This window comes from Aurantimonas sp. A2-1-M11, assembly GCF_036549475.1.
GTDB lineage: Bacteria > Pseudomonadota > Alphaproteobacteria > Rhizobiales > Rhizobiaceae > Aurantimonas.
This window is the reverse complement of record NZ_JAZHLI010000005.1, coordinates 1-23,799: the sequence shown is the minus strand read 5'-3', so window position 1 is coordinate 23,799 and position 23,799 is coordinate 1. Positions and strand designations below refer to the sequence as shown.

20 protein-coding genes and 1 other annotated feature are annotated in these 23,799 nt (G+C 66.3%); of the genes, 12 read left to right on the top strand and 8 right to left on the bottom strand.

What is annotated here, in order from left to right:
• The first annotated feature begins 322 nt into the window (after nucleotides 1–322).
• From VQ042_RS03455 to VQ042_RS03430, 6 genes are all read left to right on the top strand, one after another.
• Nucleotides 323–1,348 carry a TRAP transporter substrate-binding protein gene (locus VQ042_RS03455; protein WP_331815578.1) on the top strand — a complete coding sequence of 342 codons (1,026 nt, stop codon included), beginning with the start codon at nucleotides 323–325 and terminating at the stop codon, nucleotides 1,346–1,348.
• A gap of 75 nt (nucleotides 1,349–1,423) precedes the next feature.
• Nucleotides 1,424–2,023 carry a TRAP transporter small permease subunit gene (locus VQ042_RS03450; protein ID WP_331815575.1) on the top strand — a complete coding sequence of 200 codons (600 nt, stop codon included), beginning with the start codon at nucleotides 1,424–1,426 and terminating at the stop codon, nucleotides 2,021–2,023.
• Nucleotides 2,024–3,352, top strand: a complete 1,329-nt coding sequence (locus tag VQ042_RS03445) for a TRAP transporter large permease (protein ID WP_331815572.1) — start codon at nucleotides 2,024–2,026, stop codon at nucleotides 3,350–3,352.
• Between the two features lie 246 nt (nucleotides 3,353–3,598).
• The gene (locus VQ042_RS03440) at nucleotides 3,599–5,413 is read left to right on the top strand and encodes a potassium/proton antiporter (protein WP_331815570.1); all 1,815 of its coding nucleotides are present in this window, start codon (nucleotides 3,599–3,601) and stop codon (nucleotides 5,411–5,413) included.
• Nucleotides 5,414–5,618: 205 nt separating this feature from the next.
• A complete protein-coding gene (locus tag VQ042_RS03435; RefSeq protein WP_331815567.1) occupies nucleotides 5,619–6,812 on the top strand; it encodes a phosphoglycerate kinase in 1,194 nt (397 codons plus the stop codon).
• A 91-nt stretch (nucleotides 6,813–6,903) separates the two neighbouring features.
• Nucleotides 6,904–7,680, top strand: a complete 777-nt coding sequence (locus VQ042_RS03430; RefSeq protein WP_331815564.1) for an SGNH/GDSL hydrolase family protein — start codon at nucleotides 6,904–6,906, stop codon at nucleotides 7,678–7,680.
• 82 nt (nucleotides 7,681–7,762) lie between these two features.
• Here VQ042_RS03430 and VQ042_RS03425 read toward each other — a convergent pair whose 3' ends face one another.
• The gene (locus tag VQ042_RS03425; RefSeq protein WP_331815562.1) at nucleotides 7,763–9,751 is read right to left on the bottom strand and encodes a cache domain-containing protein; all 1,989 of its coding nucleotides are present in this window, start codon (nucleotides 9,749–9,751) and stop codon (nucleotides 7,763–7,765) included.
• Nucleotides 9,752–10,285: 534 nt separating this feature from the next.
• Between VQ042_RS03425 and VQ042_RS03420 the strand changes: the two genes are divergently transcribed.
• Nucleotides 10,286–10,939: a class I SAM-dependent DNA methyltransferase gene (locus VQ042_RS03420; RefSeq protein WP_331815560.1), complete on the top strand. Its 654-nt coding sequence runs from the start codon at nucleotides 10,286–10,288 to the stop codon at nucleotides 10,937–10,939.
• A 91-nt stretch (nucleotides 10,940–11,030) separates the two neighbouring features.
• Here VQ042_RS03420 and VQ042_RS03415 read toward each other — a convergent pair whose 3' ends face one another.
• Nucleotides 11,031–12,050, bottom strand: a complete 1,020-nt coding sequence (locus VQ042_RS03415) for a ligase-associated DNA damage response exonuclease (RefSeq protein ID WP_331815558.1) — start codon at nucleotides 12,048–12,050, stop codon at nucleotides 11,031–11,033.
• A 140-nt stretch (nucleotides 12,051–12,190) separates the two neighbouring features.
• Here VQ042_RS03415 and VQ042_RS03410 point away from each other — a divergent pair, with 140 nt between their 5' ends.
• Nucleotides 12,191–12,580: an STAS/SEC14 domain-containing protein gene (locus tag VQ042_RS03410; protein ID WP_331815555.1), complete on the top strand. Its 390-nt coding sequence runs from the start codon at nucleotides 12,191–12,193 to the stop codon at nucleotides 12,578–12,580.
• A gap of 3 nt (nucleotides 12,581–12,583) precedes the next feature.
• Nucleotides 12,584–13,210: a YitT family protein gene (locus VQ042_RS03405; RefSeq protein WP_331815553.1), complete on the top strand. Its 627-nt coding sequence runs from the start codon at nucleotides 12,584–12,586 to the stop codon at nucleotides 13,208–13,210.
• Here the strand turns inward: VQ042_RS03405 and VQ042_RS03400 are convergent.
• Nucleotides 13,195–14,895 carry a mechanosensitive ion channel family protein gene (locus VQ042_RS03400; RefSeq protein ID WP_331815551.1) on the bottom strand — a complete coding sequence of 567 codons (1,701 nt, stop codon included), beginning with the start codon at nucleotides 14,893–14,895 and terminating at the stop codon, nucleotides 13,195–13,197. The two genes, VQ042_RS03405 and VQ042_RS03400, sit on opposite strands and share 16 nt — an antisense overlap.
• A gap of 167 nt (nucleotides 14,896–15,062) precedes the next feature.
• Here VQ042_RS03400 and VQ042_RS03395 point away from each other — a divergent pair, with 167 nt between their 5' ends.
• Together VQ042_RS03395 and VQ042_RS03390 are read left to right on the top strand one after the other, a co-directional pair.
• Entirely contained in the window at nucleotides 15,063–15,908 is an 846-nt protein-coding gene (locus VQ042_RS03395; RefSeq protein WP_331815549.1) for a DMT family transporter, read from the top strand.
• Between the two features lie 33 nt (nucleotides 15,909–15,941).
• On the top strand, nucleotides 15,942–18,539 hold the full coding sequence (locus tag VQ042_RS03390; RefSeq protein ID WP_442880021.1) for a ligase-associated DNA damage response DEXH box helicase: 2,598 nt from the start codon (nucleotides 15,942–15,944) through the stop codon (nucleotides 18,537–18,539).
• Between the two features lie 121 nt (nucleotides 18,540–18,660).
• On the opposite strand, the gene VQ042_RS03385 is transcribed toward VQ042_RS03390, so the two are convergent.
• The 3 genes from VQ042_RS03385 to VQ042_RS03375 all read right to left on the bottom strand — a co-directional run bounded on the left by VQ042_RS03385 (nucleotide 18,661) and on the right by VQ042_RS03375 (nucleotide 22,120).
• Nucleotides 18,661–19,482, bottom strand: a complete 822-nt coding sequence (locus tag VQ042_RS03385) for a transglutaminase-like domain-containing protein (RefSeq protein ID WP_331815849.1) — start codon at nucleotides 19,480–19,482, stop codon at nucleotides 18,661–18,663.
• Nucleotides 19,483–19,675: 193 nt separating this feature from the next.
• Nucleotides 19,676–20,524, bottom strand: a complete 849-nt coding sequence (locus tag VQ042_RS03380; protein WP_331815547.1) for a universal stress protein — start codon at nucleotides 20,522–20,524, stop codon at nucleotides 19,676–19,678.
• A 111-nt stretch (nucleotides 20,525–20,635) separates the two neighbouring features.
• Nucleotides 20,636–22,120, bottom strand: a complete 1,485-nt coding sequence (locus tag VQ042_RS03375) for a SulP family inorganic anion transporter (protein WP_331815847.1) — start codon at nucleotides 22,118–22,120, stop codon at nucleotides 20,636–20,638.
• Nucleotides 22,121–22,200: 80 nt separating this feature from the next.
• Nucleotides 22,201–22,253: a sequence feature (sul1 is cis-regulatory element that is thought to sense ions involved in sulfur or methionine metabolism; They are found in Alphaproteobacteria), on the bottom strand.
• A 127-nt stretch (nucleotides 22,254–22,380) separates the two neighbouring features.
• Here VQ042_RS03375 and pdeM point away from each other — a divergent pair.
• Nucleotides 22,381–23,100, top strand: coding sequence for a ligase-associated DNA damage response endonuclease PdeM (gene pdeM, locus VQ042_RS03370; protein WP_331815845.1), 720 nt, complete (start codon nucleotides 22,381–22,383; stop codon nucleotides 23,098–23,100).
• A gap of 3 nt (nucleotides 23,101–23,103) precedes the next feature.
• On the opposite strand, the gene VQ042_RS03365 is transcribed toward pdeM, so the two are convergent.
• Together VQ042_RS03365 and VQ042_RS03360 are read right to left on the bottom strand one after the other, a co-directional pair.
• Nucleotides 23,104–23,604 carry a DUF3429 domain-containing protein gene (locus tag VQ042_RS03365; RefSeq protein ID WP_331815545.1) on the bottom strand — a complete coding sequence of 167 codons (501 nt, stop codon included), beginning with the start codon at nucleotides 23,602–23,604 and terminating at the stop codon, nucleotides 23,104–23,106.
• Nucleotides 23,605–23,689: 85 nt separating this feature from the next.
• On the bottom strand, nucleotides 23,690–23,799 hold a 110-nt coding region (locus tag VQ042_RS03360), incomplete at its 5' end, for a TIGR02186 family protein (RefSeq protein WP_331815843.1).

The following is a 23,799-nucleotide window of genomic DNA, read 5'->3' as shown; positions in this document are numbered from 1 at the left end:
GTCTGATCGCAGCCCATCGAATCTGCCGGATCATCGCTCCATTTAAGTAAATCCGGTGAATATCCTGGAAATTATACTTTAGCCAGCCGGCTATCGTGCGCATGAGCGCGCCACGCCAAAAATTGATGCATTCCCGTAGACGGCAAACAGCCTCGTTAAACTTAGCGTGTACGGACCTGAGATTTCCATTGACGCGAGAGCCCGCAGTCGTATGGTGCGCGTCCAGCTACGGATTTCCGGATGGTGTGTGGAGTGCGCCCCGGAATCATCGACCGCGACAGCGGGCGACCGTAGACGAAACAGACTCTCAGGGAGAAGCAACTTGCTCAATACAACTATCAAAGCCCTTCTGACGGGCGCAGCGTTCGCCGTGCTGACCACCAGCGCCATGGCGCAGGAAGTCTCGCTGAAGTTCCAGTCGAGCGATCCGTCTGGCGATGCGAACTACCTGCTCTACAAGGAATGGGCTGACGGCGTCAGCGAGGAGACGGGCGGCGCGGTATCCATCGATCTCCTGCCGGTCGGCGCCGTTGTCGATTTCCAGGAAACCCTCGACGCCGTCGGCGCGGGCATCCTCGACGGCCACATCACCGACACCTCCTACTTCGCTGGCAAGGACCCGGCCTTCGGCCTGATCGCCAACCCGGTCGGCGCGTGGTCGGACCCGCAGCAGATGCTGAAGTTCATCAACGAGGGCGGCGGCAAGGAGCTGATGAACGAACTGGTCCAGCCTTACGGCACGCATTTCTTCGGCGGCACCACGCCGGGCCTGGAAGCCTTCGTCTCCGCAGTCCCGCTTGAAGGCGTCGATGACCTCCAGGGTCTGAAGCTGCGCGCTCCGGCCGGTCTCGTGCAGAACATCTTCGCAGCTGCCGGCGCTTCGCCGGTCAACCTGCCGACCTCGGAAGTCTTCACCTCGCTCGACAAGGGCGTCGTCGAGGCGGCCGACTACAGCGTCTTCCATGTCAACCAGGCGCAGGGCCTCAACAAGATCGCCCCGCATCCGGTCTATCCGGGCTTCCACTCCATGCCGCTCATCGAGTTCTCGATGAACAAGCAGAAGTGGGACGCGCTGTCCGAGGACGTCCAGAAGACCCTCGAGGAGTCGGTCGTCGAGCTGGCCCAGCGCCAGAACGCCGCGCTTGCCGACAAGAACGCCAAGGCCGTCGAGGAAGCCAAGGCGCAGGGCGCCACCATCCACGACTGGTCGGAAGAAGAGCGGGCCAAGTTCCGCACGATCGCCATCGGCGAGTGGGAGAAGCAGGCCGCCCAGTCCGAGAATGCGCAGAAGGTTTACGACCTGCTGACCGCGTATCTCGAGAAGGAAGGCCTTCTCAAGGCTCAGTAAGACAGACACCATCTTGAGCGGCGGGCGGGGCAAACGCCCCGCCCGCTTTCATTCCTCTCCAAGGACGATCCGAGCATGACTCGTGACCCCATTGCCATCGACGGACGCGATCCGGATCTCAGCGCAACCAGCGAAGGCACCGGAGACATCGTTTCCGAAGCAGGTGCCCTGGGACGCGGCATCGAATGGGTCGGCTACATCTTCGCGGCGGCCATCGTCGGCTCTGCGGCGATCCTCCTGTTCGAGATCTTCATGCGCTATGTGCTGGGCAGCCCGACCAACTGGGTGCACGAGACGAGCATCTTCCTGTGCGCCATCGCCTTTATCTATGGTGGCCTTTTCTGCGCCGCCCGCGACAGCCACATCCGGGTTGTCCTGATCTACGACGCCCTCGGCCCCCGAATTCGCATCATCTTCGACGTCATCATCTACATCATCAGCGCAATCTCAGCGGCGTTCTTTGCCTGGGCCTCCTGGCTGATGGTGGCGACCTCGTTCTGGAACCCCAGCGGGGCTTTCCATATGGAAGGCACCGGGAGCGCCTGGAACCCGCCGACCCCCGCCCTCCTGAAGGGCTTTCTGTTCATCGTCATGATCGTCCTGGCCATCCAGTTCGTGGTCCTGGCCATCAATCATGCCCGTCGTGCACGACGCGGTTCCAAGCAGGACGCATAAATGGCCGAAATCTTCGACCTCGGCATCAATCTCCAGGCGTTGGGCATTGGCTACGGCACCCTGGTGATGTTCCTCATGCTGTTCGGGTTGCTCCTGACCGGCATGCCGCTGGCCTTCGTCACGCTTCTCGTGGCGCTCATCTTCGCTCTCGGCTGGTTTGGTCCGATGGCGGTGCCGCTGATCACCAGTCGCGTCTTCAGCTTCGTCTCGTCCTTCATCTTCGTCTCGGTGCCGATGTTCGTGCTGATGGCCGCGATCCTCGATCGATCCGGCATTGCGCGCGACCTGTTCGACGCCATGAAGCTGATCTCCAACCGCGTGCGCGGCGGCGTGGCGATCCAGACCATCTTCGTGGCCGTCATCCTCGCGGCGATGAGCGGCATCATCGGCGGCGAGATCGTGCTCCTGGGTCTTCTGGCCCTGCCGCAGATGCTGCGTCTGGGCTACGACCGCAGCCTCGCCATCGGCGTCGTCTGCGCCGGCGGCGCACTCGGCACGATGATCCCACCCTCCATCGTGCTCATCGTCTACGGCCTTGCGGCCAATGTCTCGATCGGCGACCTCTTCACCGCGTCGTTCCTGCCCGGCGTGATGCTGGCCAGCTTCTACGTGCTCTACGTTCTCTTCCGGGCGTATTTCACCAAGGGCATCGTGCCGGACCCCGATCCCGAGATCATTCCGCTGGCGCAGAAGATCAAGCTTCTCAAGGGCCTGATCCTGCCGCTCCTGGTCGTGACCTTCGTGCTCGGCTCGATCTATGGCGGCATCGCTTCGGTCACCGAGGCCTCGGCCATCGGCGTCGGCGGCGTGCTGCTGGCGACCGTGGTGCGCGGCGAGTTCACTTTCGAACTCCTGCGCGGCGCGGCGATGCAGACCCTCGCCACCGTCGGCATGATCGTCTGGATCGGTATCGGTGCCAGTGCCATCGTCGGCGTGTTCAACCTGATGGGCGGCATCGACTTCGTGTCGTCGCTGATCATCGGCATCTCGGACGAGCCGATCTACGTGCTGCTGTTCATGATGCTGATCCTGTTCGTGCTCGGCATGTTCCTCGACTGGGTCGGCATCGCACTGCTGACGCTGCCGATCTTCGTGCCGATCATCGTCGAGCTCGGCTACGATCCGATCTGGTTCGGCGTGCTGTTCTGCATGAACATGCAGGTGTCGTTCATGTCGCCGCCCTTCGGCCCGGCAGCCTTCTACCTGAAGAGCGTCGCTCCGCCGGACATCTCGCTGGGCGACATCTTCAGGGCCCTGTTGCCGTTCATCGCGCTGCAGATCCTGGCCCTGATCGTTCTGATCGTGTTCCCGGGCATCACCGGGCGCTGAGCGACAGCACGCAGAAGCAAAGCATCGAGGCCGGTCCGCCATCATGGCGGGCCGGCCTTTTGCATTTCCGCGCGCGCGAAACAGCTGAGCCTCGGCGCGACATTTACCGGCGCCGGCCGCGCTGGCAAACGCGATACCGCGGGCTATATCGATGCCTTGTGGCGCGCTGGATGCCGACGTTGGGGCGGGAAGACCCGTCGGCGGAATCCATGGCGTAGTCGACGAGAAGGATTGCCGACCCCGCCGATGCTCGAATCGATCTACCTCGTCATCCTCGTTGCCACGGTCCTGATCCTGCTGGCTGCGTTTTCCAGCCTTCTCGCCTTCCGCTTCGGCGCCCCCCTCCTCCTCCTGTTCCTGTCGATCGGCCTATTGACCGGCGTTGATGGCCTCGGCATCGATTTCGACAATGCCGGCCTCGCCTATTTCGTCGGCACGCTGGCCCTGGCGATCATCCTGTTCGATTCCGGTTTCGGCACGTCGCTGCACGCCTTTCGCCAGGCCGCCGTGCCGGCGATCACCCTGGCGACCGTCGGCGTCCTCATCACGGCGGCCCTGTTCGGCCTTGCGGCTTCCTGGCTGCTCGGGCTGCCTCTGGCGGAAGGCATGCTCCTCGGAGCCATCGTCGGCTCGACCGACGCCGCCGCGGTGTTCTTCCTGCTGCGCGTCGGCGGCATCACCATTCGCGAGCGGGTCCGCTCGCTCCTGGAGATCGAATCCGGCACCAACGATCCCATGGCGATCTTCCTGACGATCGCGCTGGTCGAACTCCTGGCCTCAGGCGCGGGTCTGGAGGATCTGGGCGTGGACGTCCTTTTGGGCTTCGCTCAGCAGATGGGGCTGGGGGTGGCCTTCGGCTTCGCCGGCGGCTGGCTGATCCGCACGCTCGTCTCGAAGCTGGAGATCGACCGCGGCCTTTTGCCGATCTTCACGCTGGCGCTCGCCATGCTGGTCTTCGCCGTGACCGGCGCCGTCGGCGGCTCGGGCTTCCTGGCCGTCTACATCGCGGGTCTCTACGCAGCCAATAGCGGGCTGCGCAACGCGCCGAGTCTGAAGCGCTTCCAGGACGGACTCACCTGGCTCGCCCAGATCGTCATGTTCCTGATCCTCGGCCTGCTGGCGACGCCGTCCGAGTTTGGCGAGATCTTCCTGCCAGCGATCGGGCTGGCCGCCTTCCTGATCTTCGTCGCGCGGCCGATGGCCGTCTGGCTTTGCCTGCTGCCCTTCGACTTCCAGCGCCGCGAGGGCGCCTTCATCTCCTGGGTGGGCCTGCGCGGTGCGGTCTCGATCCTCCTGGCCATCGTCCCGCTGATCGGCGGGCTCGACGATGCCAGGCTGTTCTTCAACACCGCCTTCATCATTGTCCTGGCTTCGCTGCTCGTGCAGGGCTGGACGATCGGCCTTCTTGCCCGCCGCCTCGGCCTCGTCGTACCGCCGCGGATCGGGCCGATCGAGAAGGTCGAGCTGGAACTGCCCGGAACCGCCAACCACGAGCTTTTGACCTATCGCGTGGTACCCGACAGTCCTGTCGCCCGCGGCGAACGCATCCCGCGCTGGGCCCGCCCCTCGCTGGTCATCCGGGACGGCCAGTCGATGCGCTACCAGTATGCCGGACGGCTGCGCGCCGGCGACTACGTCTTCCTCTTCATCTCGCAGCGCTATCCGCCCCTGCTCGACCGTCTTTTCGCCAGCCCGGCCAGGGTGAGCCCGGACGACGCCGAGTTCTTCGGCCAGTTCGCCATCGATCCAGCCTCACCCGCAAGCGGTCTCGTGGTGGCCTATGGCGCTCGGCTGTCGGAGACCGAGGCCGCGATGTCGATTTCCGAAATGATGGTCGGCCGGCTCGGTGGCCGCGCCGAATATGGCGACCGCGTCACCGTGCGGCCGGTCGAGCTGATCGTCCGCGAAGCCGGCGTCGACGGAGCGATCGTGCGTGCCGGCCTGTCGCTGGAGCCCGAAGGCAGTGGCGGCAGGCAGATTCCGCTGTTCCTGAACCTGAGGGACCTCCTGGCACTGGCGCGCAAGATCCTGCGGCGCGGCCGGTCCCAGGACGGGGACTGACGCGCGCCGGTGAAATTACACCGGGGTTGCGATCGCCGTTGCCCTCGCGCGTCGTGCCGCGCTACATGCCCTTGGCGACCGTGGCCCGGCCCGGACGCCACGAGGGGCACCCGCATATCGACGGGACATGCTGGTCCGACAACGACCAGCCGCGTCCCAGGCCTGATCCTGCGCCCTGCGGCATGTTTCCATGAGGAGGACTACCATGACGGAGTTCAAGACGCTCGACGACGCCGATGTCACCGGCAAGCGCGTGCTGCTGCGGGTTGATCTGAACGTGCCGATCAAGGACGGCAAGGTCGGCGATCGCACCCGCATCGAGCGCATCCTGCCGACCATCCGCGAGATTTCCGACAAGGGCGGCCGCGTGATTCTCCTCGCCCATTTCGGCCGCCCCAAGGGCGAGCCGAATGCGGCGATGTCGCTGGAGCCCCTGGCCCCGGTGCTGTCCGACATGCTGGGCATGCCGGTCGGCTTCGCCGACGACTGCGTCGGTCCGGTCGCCGCCGGCATCGTCGCCGCACTCAAAGACGGCAATGTCGTCCTTCTCGAGAACACCCGCTTTCACCCCGGCGAGGAGAAGAACGACGAGGACTTCGTCAGCCAGCTCGCGTCGCTGGGCGATGTCTTCGTCAACGATGCCTTCTCGGCCGCCCACCGCGCCCACGCCTCCACCGAGGGTCTGGCACGTCACCTGCCCTCCTATGCCGGCCGCACCATGCAGGCCGAGCTGGAAGCGCTGGAAAAGGGTCTCGGCAACCCCGAACGCCCGGTCGTCGCCGTCGTCGGGGGCGCCAAGGTCTCGACCAAGATCGACCTGCTCACCAACCTGGTGACCCGCGTCGATGCGCTGGTGATCGGCGGCGGCATGGCCAACACGTTCCTGGCCGCCCAGGGGATCGATGTCGGCAAGTCGCTCTGCGAGCACGATCTGGCCGACACCGCCCGCGCGATCCTGGCGGCGGCTGTAAAGGCCGGCTGCAAGATCGTCCTGCCCGTCGACGCGGTCACCGCCCGCGAGTTCAAGGCCGGCGCGGCGAACGAGACCGTCGCCGTCGACGCAGTGCCCGCCGACGCCATGATCCTCGACGCCGGACCGCAGACCGTCGCGCTGGTCTCCGACTGGCTCGACAAGGCCAAGACGCTGGTGTGGAACGGCCCGCTCGGCGCCTTCGAGATCGAGCCCTTCGAGGCGGCGACGATGGCGGCCGCCCGCCACGCCGCCAGACGCACCAAAGCAGGCGAACTCGTTTCGGTCGCAGGCGGCGGCGATACGGTCGCGGCGCTCAACCAGGCCGGCGTCGCCGGCGACTTCACCTATGTGTCGACGGCCGGCGGCGCGTTCCTGGAATGGATGGAAGGCAAGCCCCTGCCCGGCGTCGAGGTGCTGAAGGCCTGAGCGATGGGCCGCGACGCGGGCGGCGTCGCGGCCACCTTGTTCGGACACAGCCGATCCGCGCCCCGATTCCCCGACATGACGGAGCCGCCGCATGGCCTTTCGCGACGCATACCTCTCCTGGCTTCTGTTTCCCGTCTATGTCTGGCAGGGCATCGGCGTGCGACGGCGCGTCGAGCGCATGGCCCCGCCGGCCGGCAGCCATAGCGGCCTGTACGGCAGGGGTGATCGGCGTGACGCGCCGATCCGGTTGCTGGTGGTCGGAGACAGTTCGGCGGCCGGTGTCGGGGTCGAGCGGATCGACGACAGCCTGGCACCAAAGCTTGCCGAGCGTCTCTATGCGCTGACCGGACATGACGTGTTCTGGCGAACCGCCGGTTCGAACTCGGCGGTATCGTCCGAGATCCGCGACCATGTCGTGCCCCATCTCGGCCATGCCTTCACCCATATCGTGCTGATGATCGGCACCAACGATGCCAAGAATTTCCACGGCGCACTGCGCTTCAAGAAGGGCTTTGGGACGCTGCTCTATGCCCTCAAGGCGAAATGGCCGGGCGCACGGATCGTCTGGTCGCCTCCGGTCGACTTCGAGCGCGTGCCGGCCCTGCCGCGCGGTCTCGCAACGGTGCTGGAACTGCGCGCCCGCATCATCCGGCGCAAGGGTGCACGCCTGTGCGCCGAGCGGGGCGCGATCGCGGCAACCACCCTGCCCCGGGTCGAGCCTGCCGGTTTTTCCCGCGATGGCTTCCACGCGTCGGTCGAAGGCTACGCCTATATGTCCAATCATCTGGTGACCTACGTGCTCGGCGACACCGCCGCCTGGAGCACGCGGGCCGCACGCGAAGAGCCGGCGGCAGCCACGCAGGACTGACGGGCGGGCTCAGACGGCGGTTGCGAGCGTGGGCAGCCACCCACGGCGGCGATCGGCAAGATCACCGTGCCACCCTGGCGGCCTACGCCTCCGCCGCTGCGACAGTGCGAAGACCGCCGCGCTCTTCCAGCGCTTCCATGGTCAGCACGACCCGCAGGCCCCGCGGAGTGAGCTGCCTCTGGATATTGGCGTTCAGCCGGCTTGCCATCGCATCGAGCATAACTGATCCGAACCCCGAATGCTGCGACGGGTTGATCACGTCACCCGCAGGCGATTCGGCGGGCGTCTCCGTCCAGACCATCCGCACCCCACCGTTGCCGGCCGCCGTCCAGCGAACGTCCAGCGCCCCGCCGGTACCGCGCAGCGCGCCGTATTTCGCCGCATTGGTCGCCAGTTCGTAGAGGATCAGGCCCAGCGGCGTCACGCTGGAGGACGGGATCGTCACCGGATCGCCCTCGATCGTCAGTTGCACCTCCGCGATCCCCGCATAAGGCCGAAGCACGCTCGTGACGATCCCGGCCAGTTGCGATTCCCGCGCACTCTGGGTGTCGGCATGGGCGCGGGCCAGGGCATTGATGCGCCCGCGTGCCTCGTCCGCCACCTCAAGCGGCGTCGTGGCGTGCTTTGCCGCCAGCGTGACCAGCGACGCCGTGATGGCGAAGAGGTTCTTGACCCGATGATCGAGTTCATGGGCCAGCAATTCGGCATTGTCGTTGGCCTGTTCGAGGTCGCGATTGGCCACGGCCAGTTCCTCGGTGCGCTCTTCCACCCGGCGCTCCAGCACCCGCCCGGCCTCGCGCAGCCGCTCGGCCAGCGTCTCGTTCTCGCGCCGGTAGTCGCGCAGCCAGCTGGTGGCACGGCGCATGGCCTGCCGGGTCCCCGCCAGTTCCTTGGTCCACATGGTCGGCAGCGGAATATCGGCGAAATTGCCCTCCGAGATCCGCTCGGCCTGGGCGGCGAGCGCGCCGATCGGCCGGGTCAGCGCACGGGCCAGGAGCACGCCGAGCAGCGCCGTCAGCGCCACCACGATGGCGACCACGGCGATCCCGATGTCGCGAATGCTGTAGATCGGGCCGAGAATGTCGCTTTCCGGCAGATAGGTGACCACCGCCCAGGGCGTACGGGAGCCGGCCAGACGCTTCACCGCTCCCCGCCAGTTCTCGCCGCCCGCCTCGAACCGTGTCAGTCGCGTCTCGCCGGGATTTACGCTGGCCAGGCCGCCCGGCAAACTGCTGACGGCCTGGGCAAGGGCCGGATCGTCGATTTCCCACACCTGGGCGAAGCGCTGCTTGCCGGACACGTCGGTGGCCAGCACGAGGGACGGGTCGCGATGGGCGATGACCTCGCCCGATTGCGAGACGATCGCGGCGGAACCGCGACTGCCGATCTTCAGCCCGTCCAGGAACGCCGACAGGGCGTGGATTTCGATGTCGATGCCGACGGCGCCGCGCATGCCCAGGCGCTCGTCGGCCCGCACCGCCTTCGCCACGGTGATGCCGGGCCGCTGCGCCGAGAAGAAGATGTAGGGGTCGGTCCACACGACGTCGCGGGTGGTCGATGCCTTGACATACCAGGGGCGCGTCCGCGGATCATAAGTGTCAGCATCGTCGCGGCGCCGCGACACCGGCCGGAAATCCGCCGTCAGATAGATCAGTTCGACCGAGCGGTCCGGCTGCGTCGCGACCCGCTTGATCCGGTATTCGGCCCCCTCGACGCTCCTGTCGCGGCTGACATAAAGAAACGCCCCGTCGGCGGCGCCGTAGAAGATGCCGGCGAAATCGCTGCGCGAGCGCAGGATCTCGTAGAAATAGCGCTCGAGCGCGGGCCGGTCGGAGGTGCCGAGAACAGGACTCTCGGCGAGACGCTGGGACAGCGCCGCCGCGTCATCTGCAGGAGTAAGGAAGTTCTGGGTGAATGTCGTGGTGTCGTCGGCGACCCGCTGCGTCAATTGTTCGGCATAGGACAGGAGCACGTTCTGTGAGGCGAAATAGGTCAGCGCAAGGATCGCCAGCAGCGCCGCGACCTGCAGCGCAACCAGAGCCGACGTCAAGACCGTTCGAAAGGACCACATGGCGTATTGTCCCCCCCACCTCCTTGGCAGGACGCGGGTGAGTTTGACCGGACCGGGCGCGATCCACAAGCGGCTCCGCAGCGGGAACTGGGCGGGGCAACAGCAGCCGCAACCGCTCTGAAGTATCGCCGCAACACTCGACCCGCGAGCGATGCTGAACCGGAAGTGGGAGGCACCCCGCCTGGCGCCACAATCGAGGGGCGGCGGCAGTGGCTTCTAAGATAATGTTATCGCATCGATTTTTTGCCGGCGAATAAACCATTCCAAATATAGATATTCAACGCTTACGCAGATAAATGCGTATATGACAAAATTCTGAAAGGCAGGATCGTCCAATAGAAGTTCTGATGGATGTCTCCGATCGAAAAATTCGTTAGTAAAAGATGATTTTTTATATTATATACACATGATATGAGGAAATCTGCATTCAGACGCTTACTGAATTGCAGAATTTTCTTGGAAATCCGCTGCAGCGATCAGATTTTGTGTTATGTGCAGTGCACCGTGGCACCAAAATCGATACGGAGACGAAACTTGCAGGATTCCGTCAGCACGATTCAAGCCTCGCACGCCCTGGATGGCGACCCGGAAAAGCTGAACGACTATTACGCCGGCTGGGCACAGCGATACGACAAGGACGTCCGCGACCAGGCCTATGGCGGCCCGCGCGTCGTCGCCTCCGCTGCTGCCCTCGTGGCCGAGGCCTATCTGAACAAGGCACCGCAGACGACGTCGGTGCTCGATGCCGGTTGTGGGACGGGGCTTGCCGGCGAGGAACTGCGCAAGCGTGGCTTTCGAGATGTCGATGGTTTCGACCTGTCGCAGGAAATGGTCGACATTGCTAGCAGGACCAAGGCTTACGGCAAGCTGGCGGGCGGTGTCGATCTGAACGAGGACCACGACAATCCGTTCGGCCGCCAATACGACGTCATCGTGTGTGCCGGGGTCTTCACTCTCGGTCATGTCGAGCCCGCCGCGCTGACACGGATGGCTCGCTACCTCAAGTCGGACGGCCTGATGGTGATCTCGACCCGCAACAGCTATCTCGACGAATCCGACTACGCGGCGGTGAGCGAGCGGCTGGAGCGGGAGGGTTTCGTCAAGCTTGTCATGCAGTTGCCGAACGCCTGGTATATCGCCGAGGAAGGCGCCCATTACTGGATCTACGCGCGCGGCCCCCGGGCCTGAGTCCCTCGCTGCCGCAGTCGTGGAATGGCCGCGCCGGCTCAGGCCGGGGTGGCCGCTACGCCCAGCGCCTCTGCGGACGACAATGCGCCGCCTATTCCGCCTCGTCCTCGTAGCCGACGAGGTGCAGCGGGCGCGCACGCAGCTGCCGCAGCTCGCACCAGCGGACCAGCGCCTCCTCCCGGCCATGGGTCACCCAGACCTCCTGCGGCGCGATCTCGTCGATCGTCTCGGTCAACTCGTCCCAGTCACAATGGTCGGAGATGATCAGCGGCAGTTCGACGCCGCGTTGCCGGGCGCGCTGGCGCACCCGCATCCAGCCCGACGCGAAGCACGAGACCGGATCGGGAAACCGCCGCGCCCAGCGGTCGGCAAAGGCTGAGGGTGGGCCGACGACCACCGCGCCGGCAAAGGCCGCCTTGGCCGTCCCGGCCTTGGCATCGACCGTTGCGGGCCGCAGATCGCCGAGATCGATGCCCTCGCTCTGGTAGAAGTCGCAAAGCTTCTTCAACGCGCCGTGAATGTAGATCGGCGCGTCGTATCCCGCCTCCCTCAGATGTCGGATCACCCGCTGCGCCTTGCCCAGCGCATAGGCGCCAACGAGATGCGCCCGCTCGGGAAACTGGGCAAGCGAGGTCAGGAGCTTGTCCACCTCCCCCGCCGTATCGGGATGGCGGAAGACCGGCAGCGCGAATGTGGCCTCTGTGATGAAGACGTCGCAGGGCACAGGCTCGAAGGCGGCGCAGGTGGGATCCGCGCGGCGCTTGTAGTCGCCCGAGGCGACGATGGTCAGCCCATTGTGGGACACCGCGATCTGCGCCGAGCCGAGAACGTGGCCGGCCGGATGGAAGGTGACGTCGACGTCGCGGATGCGGATCGTCTCGCCGATGCCCGCTTCCAGACGCTCGACGCAGAACTCCTCGCCATAGCGCAGCGCCATGATCGCCAGTGTCTGGCGTGTCGCCATGACTCGCATATGGCCAGAGCGGGCATGGTCGGCGTGACCATGGGTGATCAGCGCCCTCTCGACCGGACGCACCGGATCGATGAAGAAGTCGCCGGGCGGACAATATAGCCCCTGCGGCGTGGGTCGCAGCAATTCGTCGGGGCGCATGGGATGATTTCCTCGTGGCGATGCGGCGGGCCGCGAACTTCCTCGGCAGATCCCAATCTCCGGGCGTGCATGCAGGTTCCTTTTGCACCGCAACAGATTATGATCGAGGGAATGTCCCTGCCAATCGTCGAGTGCGAGCGATGCTGACCATTATCCCCGGATCCGATGCCGTGATCGCCTTCGAGATCGACGGTCGCGTCGACAAGGCCGATGTCGAGCGCGTGATTGCCGTGGTCGACGCCAAGCTCGCCGACCGGCCGGGCGCCCTGTCCATCCTCGTCATCGTGCGCGAGATCGGCATGTTCACCCCGGCCGCGATCGCCCGTGACGTGCAATATTCGCTGAGCCGCTTTGCCGACCTGTCGCGCTTCCGCCGCGTGGCGGTGGTCACCGACAAGGGCTGGGTGCGCTCGGTCGTCGGCTTGCAGGACCTCGCCATGCCCATGGTCGACATCAAGGCCTTCGCCATGGCGGACGAGGACATCGCCCGCCTCTGGGTGAAGAACGGCAACCCCGCGGCGACCTTCTGAGCCATGGCGTCTGATCTCGGACGCTGGGCGGCGACAGCCACCCACCATTCGCCGCTCGAGGATGCGCAGGGCATCGTGACCGGTGCGCTGATGGTGACGATCGGCCTGTCGATCCTCGCCCATCTCGGCTTCGTCACCGGCGGCACGGCAGGGCTGGCGCTGATCGTTTCCTATGCCACCGGCTGGAATGTCGGCGTTGTGTTCTTCGTCGTCAACCTGCCCTTCTACGGCCTGGCGATCCGGCGTCTCGGCTGGGCCTTCACCATCAAGACCTTCCTGGCGGTCGCCTGCCTCTCGGTGCTGACGGCGCTGCAGCCGCATTACTTCACGCTGGGCGCGGTCTATCCCCTGGTCGGCGCGGTGCTCGGCGGCATGCTGATCGGCTTCGGGCTTCTCGCCCTGTTCCGCCACCGGGCGAGTCTCGGTGGCGTCGGCATCCTGGCGATCTATCTGCAGGACCGGATGGGCTGGAAGGCGGGACTTACGCAGCTTGCCATCGATCTGACCATTCTCGCCCTGTCCTTCGCCGTGGCTGATCCTGTCGCCATCGCCTATTCGATCATCGGCGCGGTCGTCCTGAACCTGTCGCTGTCCGTCAATCACCGGCCCGATCGCTACATCGCCGCCTGAGGCTGGTTCTCGTCCGCGGTATCGCCGACCTGTTCCTCGCGTTCGCGCGGCAGATAGGCGACCCGGCGCGCACCGCCGCCCTCCTCGACTTCCAGCCGTGCCACCGCCTTCAGCATGGTCTCGCGCAGGCGGCATTCCATCGCCCAGCCGGTGCTCGGATCCTCCGCCGAGGCCAGAAACCAGACCAGCATGCCGGTGGAATCGTGACCGATGACCTGGACCTTGGCGGAATTCTTGTCGATGATATCGTCGGATTCGTCGACGAATTGCTGGAACGCTTCGCGCAGCCGATCGACGTCAGCACGATGGTCGAGGCGCAACTCGACGCTCTTGATCAGGCTGGCGTCCTGCTTGGTCCAGTTCTCGAAGCTGTTCGAGACGAGCTCCGAGACCGGCACGATCAGCCGCCGATTGTCCCAGCTCTTGAGCTGCAGATAGGTGAAGTTGATCTTTTCGACGTAGCACCACTGGCCCTTGTAGAGCACGGCATCGCCGATCCGGGCCGTCTTGGCGAGGGCGATCTGCAGGCTGGCCATGATGTCGGCGAGAACGGATCGTGCGGCGAAGGCGAGGATCAGGCCGATGGCCCCGGCCGACGCCAGCAGGGAGAAGCCGAGCGTCTCGAAGGCATTGGTCTGAATCAGGACGAGTGCGGTGCCAACGAAGAAGGCGACGACAATCGCGACCCGGCGAGCGGCGGAAATGTTGGTGTAGAGGTTGCGTTGCGCAGCCGCGTCCGATTCGCTGAGCTCTTCCATGTTGCGGCGCACGACCCGATCGAGGACGGCGTCGACGATCCGCACCGCGATGAGTGCCAGCGCGATGATGAAGAGGGCCGACTGAAGCGGCGTCAGGAACGTGTTCACGGCGCCTGAGAAGGTGAACAGCCAGGCCTTCACCAGTGAGAATGTCCCGACGCAGACCATCAGCGCCACGGGCATCTGGATCGTATCCACGATCCGCTCGGCGATCTGCGACGGCTGGTTGCGCTTGGCGTGCCCCATCCCCGAATAGACCAGCGCTGCGGCCACGACTGCGACCAGAAGGACGAGCGGGAGGGCAATCACCTCCCACCAGGCCAGTGTCCAGAAGGCGCTCTTCAAGAGGATCGGCGGCAGCGCCTGCTCGAAGCGCGTCGGACCGAACTCCTCGTACAGGGGAAGGATGTTGTCCACGGTCTGGCGGGAAAAGACCCAGACCGGATCGCCGCCATCCGGCTTGACCCTCGCAATTCGGATCGAGATAGGCCGGTCCGGCAGTTGCAGGATGGCGAGGCGGATGTTGCGGCGCGGCTCGCCGGCCATCGGGTTCTCGCTGGCGACATTGGCGGCCAGCGCATCCGGGCGATCCGGCAGATCGCCCCAGTCGAGCCACATCGCCCCCTCGATCACCTCGTTCAGCCGTGCTGCAAGGGCCGGTCCCATCTCCGGTTGCAGGGCCGGGTCGATCCCCGACAGGTCCAGCATGTGGGCCGCGGTGTCCCAGTCTTCCCGTTCGGCGGCAAAGACGAAGGTCTCCATCATCCCCTGCGGCGTATCGCGATCGATATAGGTGTCGACCGGCGGCAAGCCCGAATTCAGCGTCTCGATTGCCAGAAAGCGTGGGGAGCTACCACCCGACTCCTGGGCGATCGCCGCAAGCTGCGTCGCAAGGACGATGAGGAAAGCGGCAAGCCAGCGCGTCACAGGGGAGCCTCGTGGTTCAACTCTTGGGAGCGGGTAGCTAGGGGCGATCGACCGCAGACCCACCCCAGGCCAGCGATCGTGCCTGTCGGCTCTGCGGCCGGGCCCGTTGACGGTCGCGCGGCGCACGGCGCAAATGACCGGCGCATGGCCAACCGAAGGATCCGAGGATGTCGTCAACGCTCTGGCTGACGGCCGTGGCCATGGTGGCCTTTGCGAGCAATTCGCTGCTGGCCCGGCTCGCGCTTGGCAACGACGCCATCGATCCCGGCGGGTTCACCGGCATCCGGCTCGCTTCCGGCGCAGCCGTCCTCGCGCTCATTGCCTTGCGGGCCCACAAGCAACCCGCGACCGGACCTGCGATCGGCGGCAGCTGGGCCTCCGCCTTTGCCCTCTTTGCCTATGCCATCGCCTTTTCCCTCGCCTACGCGAAGCTCGGGGCGGCCGTCGGCGCCCTCGTCCTCTTCACCGCCGTGCAGGCGACGATGATCGGCTGGGGGCTGGCGCAGGGCGACCGTCCGAGCCGCCGCGAGACCGCAGGCCTCGCCGTCGCCTTCGCGGCCTTCGTGCTATGGCTGTCTCCTGCCGTGACGCGGCCCGATCCTCTCGGGACCCTGCTGATGATCGCCTCTGGCATCGCATGGGCCGTCTATTCCCTGCGCGGCAAGGCGGCCGGCGATCCGATGCGGGCCACCGCGGGCAATTTCCTCCGCACCCTGCCGTTTGCCGTGCCGCTGGTAGTCGTCTCCCTCTGGCAGGGCGGTGTCAGCATCGAAGGGCTCGGCCTGGCGCTCGTCTCCGGGGGCGTCACATCCGGCCTCGGCTACATTGTCTGGTATCGGGCGCTGGGCGGCCTGACCGCCCTGTCGGCCGCCATCGTGCAGCTCTCCGTGCCGGTCATCGCCGCCCTCGGCGCCGTTCTGTTCCTGTCCGAAACCCTGAGCCTGCGCTTCGTCATCGCCGGCGGCCTCGTCCTAGGCGGCATCGCCTTCGCGCTGACCGCAAGGCGTCGCTGAGACGGGACATCGACGGGCCGCGACACTATCTTGATCGACGTGACAGCCCGCCCCGCCCCCTTCGTGCCCGGCACCGCGCCGGCTCCCCTGCCCGAGCCATTCCTGCAATGGTTCGCGCGCTACGGCTGGAGCCCGCGTCCGCATCAGCTCGAGCTTTTAGCCAGGGCGGAATCGGGCGCCTCGTCGCTGCTGATCGCGCCTACCGGCGCCGGCAAGACGCTGGCCGGCTTCCTGCCGTCGCTGGTCGACCTGCAGCGCCGCGGCCGGCCCAAGCCCGGCACGCGGCCGCGCGGGGTGCACACGCTCTACATTTCGCCGCTCAAGGCGCTCGCCACCGACATCGCCCGCAATCTGGAAAAGCCTGTCGCCGAGATCGGGCTGAAGGTGACGCTGGAGACCCGGACCGGCGACACGTCCCAGGTCCGCCGCCAGCGCCAGAAGCTCAAGCCGCCGGATATCCTTCTGACGACGCCCGAGCAGCTCGCGCTGCTGATCGCCGGCAAGGACGCACGCGCCTTTTTCTCGGACCTGCGCTACGTCATCTTCGACGAGCTGCACTCGCTGGTCACGTCCAAGCGCGGGCATCTGCTGTCGCTGGGCCTGGCCCGGCTGCGCATGCTGCGGCCCGACATCCAGACCATCGGCCTGTCCGCGACCGTGTCCGAGCCCGACGACCTGCGCCGCTGGCTGGTCTCCCAGGCGCCGGGCGAAACCGGCATCGGCCATGGGCCTTACGCCGATCCCGCGCGCCTGACCGATGCGGCGGTCGCCGACACACTGCTGGCGGAATTGATCATGGTGGCCGGCGGCGCCAGGCCCGAGATCACCATCCTGAAATCGTCCGAACGGGTGCCCTGGCAGGGCCACACCTCGCTCTACGCCATGCCGGAGATCTACGCGGCGATCCGCGCGCACCGCACGACGCTGCTCTTCGTCAACACCCGCTTCCAGGCCGAGATGCTGTTCCAGGAGCTGTGGCGGATCAACGACGAGACCCTGCCCATCGCCCTGCACCACGGCTCGCTGGACGTGGGCCAGCGGCGCAAGGTCGAGGCGGCGATGGCGGCCAACAAGCTGCGTGCCGTGGTCGCCACATCCACGCTCGACCTCGGCATCGACTGGGGCGACGTCGATCTCGTGGTCCATGTCGGCGCGCCGAAGGGCGCCTCGCGCCTTGCCCAGCGGATCGGTCGCTCCAACCACCGAATGGACGAGCCGTCCAAGGCGATCCTGGTGCCGGCCAACCGCTTCGAGGTGCTGGAATGCCAGGCCGCGCTCGACGCCAATTATCTGGGCGCGCAGGACACGCCGCCGATGCGCGAGGGCGCCCTCGACGTCCTCGCCCAGCATGTCCTGGGCATGGCCGTGGCCGAGCCCTTCCGGTCCGACGAACTCTTTGCCGAAGTGATCACCGCCGCGCCCTATGCCCGCCTCGACCGCGAGACCTTCGACCGGGTGGTCGATTTCGTCGCCACCGGCGGCTATTCGCTGCGGGTCTATGAACGCTACGCCAAGATCCGGCTGACCGAGGACGGTACCTGGCGGGTCAGCCATCCGCGCATCGCCCAGCAATACCGCATGAATGCCGGCACCATTCTGGAGGCGCCATCCCTGCAGGTGCGGCTGATCCGGCGGCGCACCAGGAGCGCCATCGCCCGCGGCGGACCCATATTGGGCAAGATCGAGGAGGGCTTCGTCGAGGCGCTGGCGCCGGGCGACACCTTCTCCTTCTCCGGGCAGGTGCTGCGCTTCGAGACGATCCACGAGAACCAGTGCCTGGTCACCAAGGCGGTGTCGGAGGATTCCAAGATCCCCTCCTATGCCGGCGGCAAGTTCCCGCTGACCACCTATCTGGCCGGACAGGTCCGGGCGATGCTGGCCGACCCCGCGCGATGGAGCGAACTGCCCGAACAGGTGTCGGAATGGCTGGCGATCCAGCAGCGCAAGTCGCTGATCCCGGGCGCCGACGAATTGCTGATCGAGACCTTTCCGAACGGCAAGCGCTTCTTCCTCGTCGCCTACCCCTTCGAGGGGCGGCTCGCCCACCAGACCCTCGGCATGCTGCTCACCCGGCGGCTGGAGCGGGCTCGTGCCAAGCCGCTCGGTTTCGTCGCCACGGACTATGCCATCTCGATCTGGGGCCGCGGCGACCTGGGCGCGATGATCGCCGATGGCCGCCTGTCGCTCGACGCCCTGTTCGACGAGGACATGCTGGGCGACGACCTGGAGGCCTGGATGGCCCATTCCTGGCTGCTGAAACGCACATTCCGCCAGTGCGCGGTCATCTCGGGGCTGATCGAGAAGCGCCATCCCGGCCAGGAAAAGACCGGCCGTCAGGTCACCGTCTCCGCCGATCTCATCTACGACGTCCTGCGCGCCCACGAGCCCGACCACATCCTGATGCGGGCGACCTGGGCCGATGCGGCGACGGGCCTTCTGGACGTGGCCCGCGTGTCCGATCTCCTGGCGCGGATCAAGCACCATATCGTCCACAAGGATCTGGACCAGGTGTCGCCGCTGGCGGTGCCGATCATGCTGCAGATCGGCCGCGAGAGCGTCATGGGCGAGGCCCGCGACGAATTGCTGGCGCAGGCGGCCGAGGACGCCATGATCGCGGCGGTCCTCGAATAAGATCGTCACCCGGCGCGTAGGGCGGCGCCACAGCCTGCGTATCAGGGACCAGATGCCGAAGTCGGCGCCGATCCTTCACGCAGGAGCCCTCCCGATAAGCGTCCGGCAGCGACAAGAAGCGCTACATGCCCTGCGCGGCCTGCTCCTCGTGGATCCAGACCTTGAACCCCGTCAGCGTGTTCGGCCCGAAGGTGTGGGTCAGCGGCACGTCGGAGGCGTCGCGCCCCTGGGCGATGAGGACGCGGCCCCAGCGAGGCGCGTTGTTGCGCGCGTCGAACGTCCACCAGCGGCCGCCGAGATAAACCTCCATCCACGCCGCGAAATCCATCTCGGCATAGGGCGCCGCCAGGCCGATGTCGCTGATGTAGCCGGTGCAGTAGCGGGTCGGGATGTTCATTGCCCGGCACAGGGCGACGGCGAGGTGGGTGAAGTCGCGGCACACCCCCACCCGCTCCGAATAGGTCTCCGCGGCGGTGCGGGTCGGGCGGGAATATTCGTAGCCGAAGCGCACATGGTTGTGCACGAAGTCGCAGATCGCCTGTACCCGCGGCCAGCCCAGCGGGGTATTGCCGAACAGCCGCCATGCCTCTTCCGACAGCAGGTCGGTTTCGCAATAGCGGCTGCCGAGCAGGAACAGCAGCGTCTCGGAGGGCAGGTCCTCGACGGCGTGCTGGATGGCGTCGGTGCCGACCGGATCCGACAGGCCGTCGTCATGGATGATGCCGTCGGTCCCCAGCGTGAAGGCACCCGCCGGCGCGACGAGCCGATTGCACCAATTGCCGAAGCTGTCGCGATAGGCCTGGACGTTCACGGCGGGCGTGGTGACGAGATGATCCGGACGCTCGAGTGCGCCTGCGCGGGAATAATGGACGTTGAGATTGATGATCATCGGCGTTGGCGCCGGAAACTGGTAGTTGAGCTCGCAGCCCAGTCGAATGCGCATGCGCGCCCCTTTTTGCTGAGCCTTGGCGATATCATCCCGCCCGGCCATGGCGGCGATGATGTCCGGTCCCTGAGCCCGGACGGCGTCGACACGGTCTTTCACCGACGCTATCCGACAATAAGCCCGGATGAGCGGTTTGGCGAGGCGCTCGGCGGACCGGTCCCGCGCGGTCCGGGTGACGGCCCGAGGCCACCTATCGGAACATCAGAACCGGGCGCAGGCACGAGCGGACGATCTCGCTGGTGGTCGAACCGATGAGGTAGCTGCGGATGCGCGAATGGCCGTAGGCCCCCATCACCACGAGGTCGATCTCATCGCGCTCCACATGCGCCGCGATGACCGCATCGGGCTCGCCCTTTTCGAGAATGCCGGTGGCATCGTAGCCGGCGGCGACGAGCCGTTCGACGGCGCGGTCGAGCTGATCGTCGCGGCTCTTGTCGGACACCATCAGCAGTTCGCAAGCCGCGCCCTTCAGGAGCGGGCTGGTGGCCAGATGATCGAGCGCCTTGCCCACGCTCGGCCCGCCGTCGAAGGCCACGAGAAAGCGCTTGACCGGGCGGAACGCCCGGGCGCTGACGAGCACCGGCCGGCTCGCGCCGCGCAGGACCCGCTCCAGATTGGAGCCGAGATGCAGCTTGGCGAAATCGGCCGCCTCGCCGCGCTTGCCGACCACCAGCAGTTCCGCGTCGCTCTCCTGCTCGCGTACCGTGTCGACCAGGTCGCCGGACAGCAGCCGTTCGGACACCGTCTCGACGCCGCGATCGCGCAGCCGTGCGGCGCCTTCGGCGAGCACAAGCCGGCCCCGCTTGCGCGCGAGCCGTCCCTTCTGCTCGTCGAATTCGGCGAGTTCCTTCAACAGCTGTTCGCGTTCGCCGAGATCGAGGTTGCCGGAATAGTCGGCCGGCGCCGAGGCCGTGTCGCGCCGCCCGATGACGTGCAGGAGGTCGACCTCGGCCGACAGCCGTTCTGCCGCCCAGGCGGCGTTGTCGCAGACGCTCTGCGAATAGTGCGACCCGTCGACCAGTGCCAGGATCTTGGTCATCGGTTTCCTCCCTTGCGCGGCGAGTGCCCTCGCCTGTCCTTGTGACGCGATCGCACGGCCACCGCCCGCCCGGGTGGACGAGCCGTACCAGGATCGCCGTTCCAACGGGTACTAGTGGCGCGGGGCCGTATCCAGCGCGCCGGGCTTGTCGGCGACGCCTAGCCGGTCGACGAGGGTCGTGCTGGCCTCGTTCATGCCCAGCACCTCGACTTCCGTGCCCTCGCGGCGGAACTTGATCACCGCGCGGTCGAGCGCGCCGACGCCGGACAGGTCCCAGATATGGGCCCGCGAGACGTCGATGATCACCTTGTCGAGGGCTTCGCGGAAGTCGAAGGCGGCGGCAAAATCCTCCGCCGAGGCAAAGAAGACCTGGCCGACCACGCGATAGGTCCGCTCGCGCCCACCGGCCGACAGGGTCGAGGTGACCGAGAAGATCTGCGCGACCTTCGAGGCGAAGAAGATGCCCGACAGCATGACGCCGACGATGACGCCGATGGCCAAATTGTGGGTCCACACGACGGTGACGACGGTCGCCAGCATCACGATCGACGAGCGCCGCGGATGCGTCTTCAGATTGACGATGGATTCCCATGAGAAGGTGCCGATCGCCACCATGATCATGATGGCCACCAGCGCCGCCATCGGGATCACCGCCACCCAGTCGCCGAGCACGACGATCAGGAACAGCAGCGTGACGCCGGCAAACAGGCAGGACAGCCGGCCGCGACCGCCCGACTTCACGTTGATGACCGACTGGCCGATCATCGCGCAGCCCGCCATGCCGCCGAAGAAGCCGGTCACCGTGTTGGCGATGCCCTGGCCGTAGCATTCCTGGTTCTTGTTCGAACCGGTATCGGTCAGGTCGTCGACGACCTGGGCCGTCATCAGGGACTCCAGCAGGCCGACGACCGCGATACCCGCCGAGTACGGCAGGATGATCAGCAGCGTTTCAAGCGTGAAGGGCACGTCGGGAATGAGGAAGGCCGGCAGCGAGGACGGCAGCTCGCCCATGTCGCCGACGACGCGCAGATCGAAGCCGAAACCGAGGGACAGTGCCGTCAGGACGACGATCGTCACCAGCGGCGACGGAATGGCCGTGGTGACGCGCGGCAGGAGATAGATGATCGCCAGGCCGAGAGCGACCATGACGTAGGTCATCGACGACACGCCGACGAGTTCGGGGATCTGCGCCATGAAGATCAGGATCGCCAGCGCGTTGACGAAGCCGGTCATCACCGAGCGCGACACGAAGCGCATGGCGTTGCCCAGCCTCAGCGCACCGGCCAGCAGCTGCAGCAGTCCGGCGAGGATCGTCGCGGCGAACAGATATTGCAGCCCGTGGTCGGCCACGAGGGTGATCATCAGGACGGCGGTGGCCGCAGTTGCGGCCGAGATCATGCCCGGCCGGCCGCCGAAGATCGCCGTGAGGACGGCGATCGAGAAGGAGGCGTAAAGGCCGACCTTGGGATCGACGCCGGCAATGATCGAGAAGGCGATCGCCTCGGGGATGAGGGCCAGGGCCACCACGAGACCGGCCAGCAGGTCACCGCGGATATTGCCAAGCCAATCGGCGGAAAGCGTGCGAGTCGAGAACATCGGCTCCAGAGACATCTTCATCTCATGCGACAGCGGCGGCCCTGGGCGGTCCCGGCCTTTGCGAATGCTGCAAGAAATGTGATTGGCCGAGGGATAGGCGCCCGGCATAGCCACCCGCTGAAGCGGGTCCATGTTGCGGCGCAAACATCGCCGATCGCGATCGGCAAATCAACCCGCGACGAAATCCGCTCTTGCATCTGCCGGAAAGCTCGGCTCGATAGAACGAAACGCGAATCAGACGGCAGGACGGGACGTTGCGGATGAATGCGCTGGCGCGGCGGCTGCGGCAGACGGAATGCGAAGCGGTGGAAATATCGCTGGCCGGCGCACGGGTCGTCTGCGATCCGTCCGGCATTCTCTACGCGCCGGACGAGCGGCTGCTGGTGGTCTCCGACCTGCATCTGGAGAAAGGCGCGGCGTTTGCCCGGCGCGGCATGATGCTGCCGCCCTACGACACGACGGCGACGCTGGCGCTGCTGGAGGCGGCCTTGAAGCGCTACGAGCCCACCCAGGTGATCAGTCTCGGCGATTCCTTCCACGACCGGAAGGGTGCCGCGCTCATGCCGGCCGCCTTCCGCGACACGCTGCGCCGGCTCATGGCGGGCCGCGACTGGATCTGGATCACCGGCAATCATGACCCCGAGCCGCCGGCCTTCGTGGGCGGCGAGACCCGCGCAGAGGTCGTGGTCGGCCCGTGGATCTTCCGGCACGAGCCGAGCCCATCCTACCGCGCCGGCGAAGTGGCCGGGCACCTGCATCCCGTGGCCCGCGTCTCCAATGGCGCGCGTTCGACCCGCAGCGCCTGTTTCGCCAGCGACGGATCGCGGATGATCCTGCCGTCCTTCGGTGTGACGACGGGCGGGCTCAACGTCCTCGACCGCGCCTTCCACGGCCTGTTCGAACCGGCGACGGCCAAAGCCTATGTCATCGGCCTCACCCGCATCTATCCGATCGCATTCCGGTCGCTCGCCGCCGGATGAAGCTCAGACGGTCGAGACGAAGGCGACGATCTGGCAGAGCGTGACGACGACAGTCAGGACAAGCCGCAGCCGGCCGAACCAGTACGGCAGCGTCAGCTGGCGCGCCGCCAGCACATCCCAAAGGCCGACAAGCGCGAAGGCGGCGGCAAAGCCCGCAAAGACCCAGGGCGTGGGAACGAAGAGCAGCACCCAGCCGATCAACGAAGCCACCACCGAAAGGATCAGGATCCGCCGTTTCCCGGGCTCGTGCCAGAGCGCCGCACCCCAGCGGATGCCGCCCAGGAAGGCCAGGATCGTCGCCGAATAGCCGGACAGGGCGAGGACGAGCTGCGGATAGGCGATGAAGGCCCGTCCCGCATAGGCGAGCATCGCCGCCATGACCACGAACGGGATCAGCCCGAGAAGGCCGAGGATCCATGCGGTCTTGTGGGTGATGGCCGCCGAGGCGGGTACCCCGTGCGGGGCGGCCACCGGCTCGTGGTCGTATCGATCGATGTCCGTCATGCCGATCCATTAGGTCAGGGAAGTGAATGGCGTCAATCTCGTGTGCTGGGCAGGTGCTGCGGAACCGCGCAAGCCCCTTGGCGCGTCAGTCGCGCTTGAAGACGACACGGCCGAACCAGCCCATGAAGATCGCCAGTCCCACTGCGAACAGGCCGTAGAGAAACCCGTAGTTGCGGGCGAACTTGTCGACGACGG

Bases quoted from the DNA above. Each gene is read 5' to 3' on its own strand.
- VQ042_RS03450 (WP_331815575.1), top strand. From the start codon at position 1,424: ATGACTCGTGACCCCATTGCCATCGACGGACGCGATCCGGATCTCAGC.
- VQ042_RS03445 (WP_331815572.1), top strand. From the start codon at position 2,024: ATGGCCGAAATCTTCGACCTCGGCATCAATCTCCAGGCGTTGGGCATT.
- VQ042_RS03440 (WP_331815570.1), top strand. From the start codon at position 3,599: ATGCTCGAATCGATCTACCTCGTCATCCTCGTTGCCACGGTCCTGATC.
- VQ042_RS03435 (WP_331815567.1), top strand. From the start codon at position 5,619: ATGACGGAGTTCAAGACGCTCGACGACGCCGATGTCACCGGCAAGCGC.
- VQ042_RS03430 (WP_331815564.1), top strand. From the start codon at position 6,904: ATGGCCTTTCGCGACGCATACCTCTCCTGGCTTCTGTTTCCCGTCTAT.
- VQ042_RS03425 (WP_331815562.1), bottom strand. From the start codon at position 9,751: ATGTGGTCCTTTCGAACGGTCTTGACGTCGGCTCTGGTTGCGCTGCAG.
- VQ042_RS03415 (WP_331815558.1), bottom strand. From the start codon at position 12,050: ATGCGCCCCGACGAATTGCTGCGACCCACGCCGCAGGGGCTATATTGT.
- VQ042_RS03410 (WP_331815555.1), top strand. From the start codon at position 12,191: ATGCTGACCATTATCCCCGGATCCGATGCCGTGATCGCCTTCGAGATC.
- VQ042_RS03405 (WP_331815553.1), top strand. From the start codon at position 12,584: ATGGCGTCTGATCTCGGACGCTGGGCGGCGACAGCCACCCACCATTCG.
- VQ042_RS03395 (WP_331815549.1), top strand. From the start codon at position 15,063: ATGTCGTCAACGCTCTGGCTGACGGCCGTGGCCATGGTGGCCTTTGCG.
- VQ042_RS03385 (WP_331815849.1), bottom strand. From the start codon at position 19,482: ATGCGCATTCGACTGGGCTGCGAGCTCAACTACCAGTTTCCGGCGCCA.
- VQ042_RS03380 (WP_331815547.1), bottom strand. From the start codon at position 20,524: ATGACCAAGATCCTGGCACTGGTCGACGGGTCGCACTATTCGCAGAGC.
- VQ042_RS03375 (WP_331815847.1), bottom strand. From the start codon at position 22,120: ATGTTCTCGACTCGCACGCTTTCCGCCGATTGGCTTGGCAATATCCGC.
- pdeM (WP_331815845.1), top strand. From the start codon at position 22,381: ATGAATGCGCTGGCGCGGCGGCTGCGGCAGACGGAATGCGAAGCGGTG.
- VQ042_RS03365 (WP_331815545.1), bottom strand. From the start codon at position 23,604: ATGACGGACATCGATCGATACGACCACGAGCCGGTGGCCGCCCCGCAC.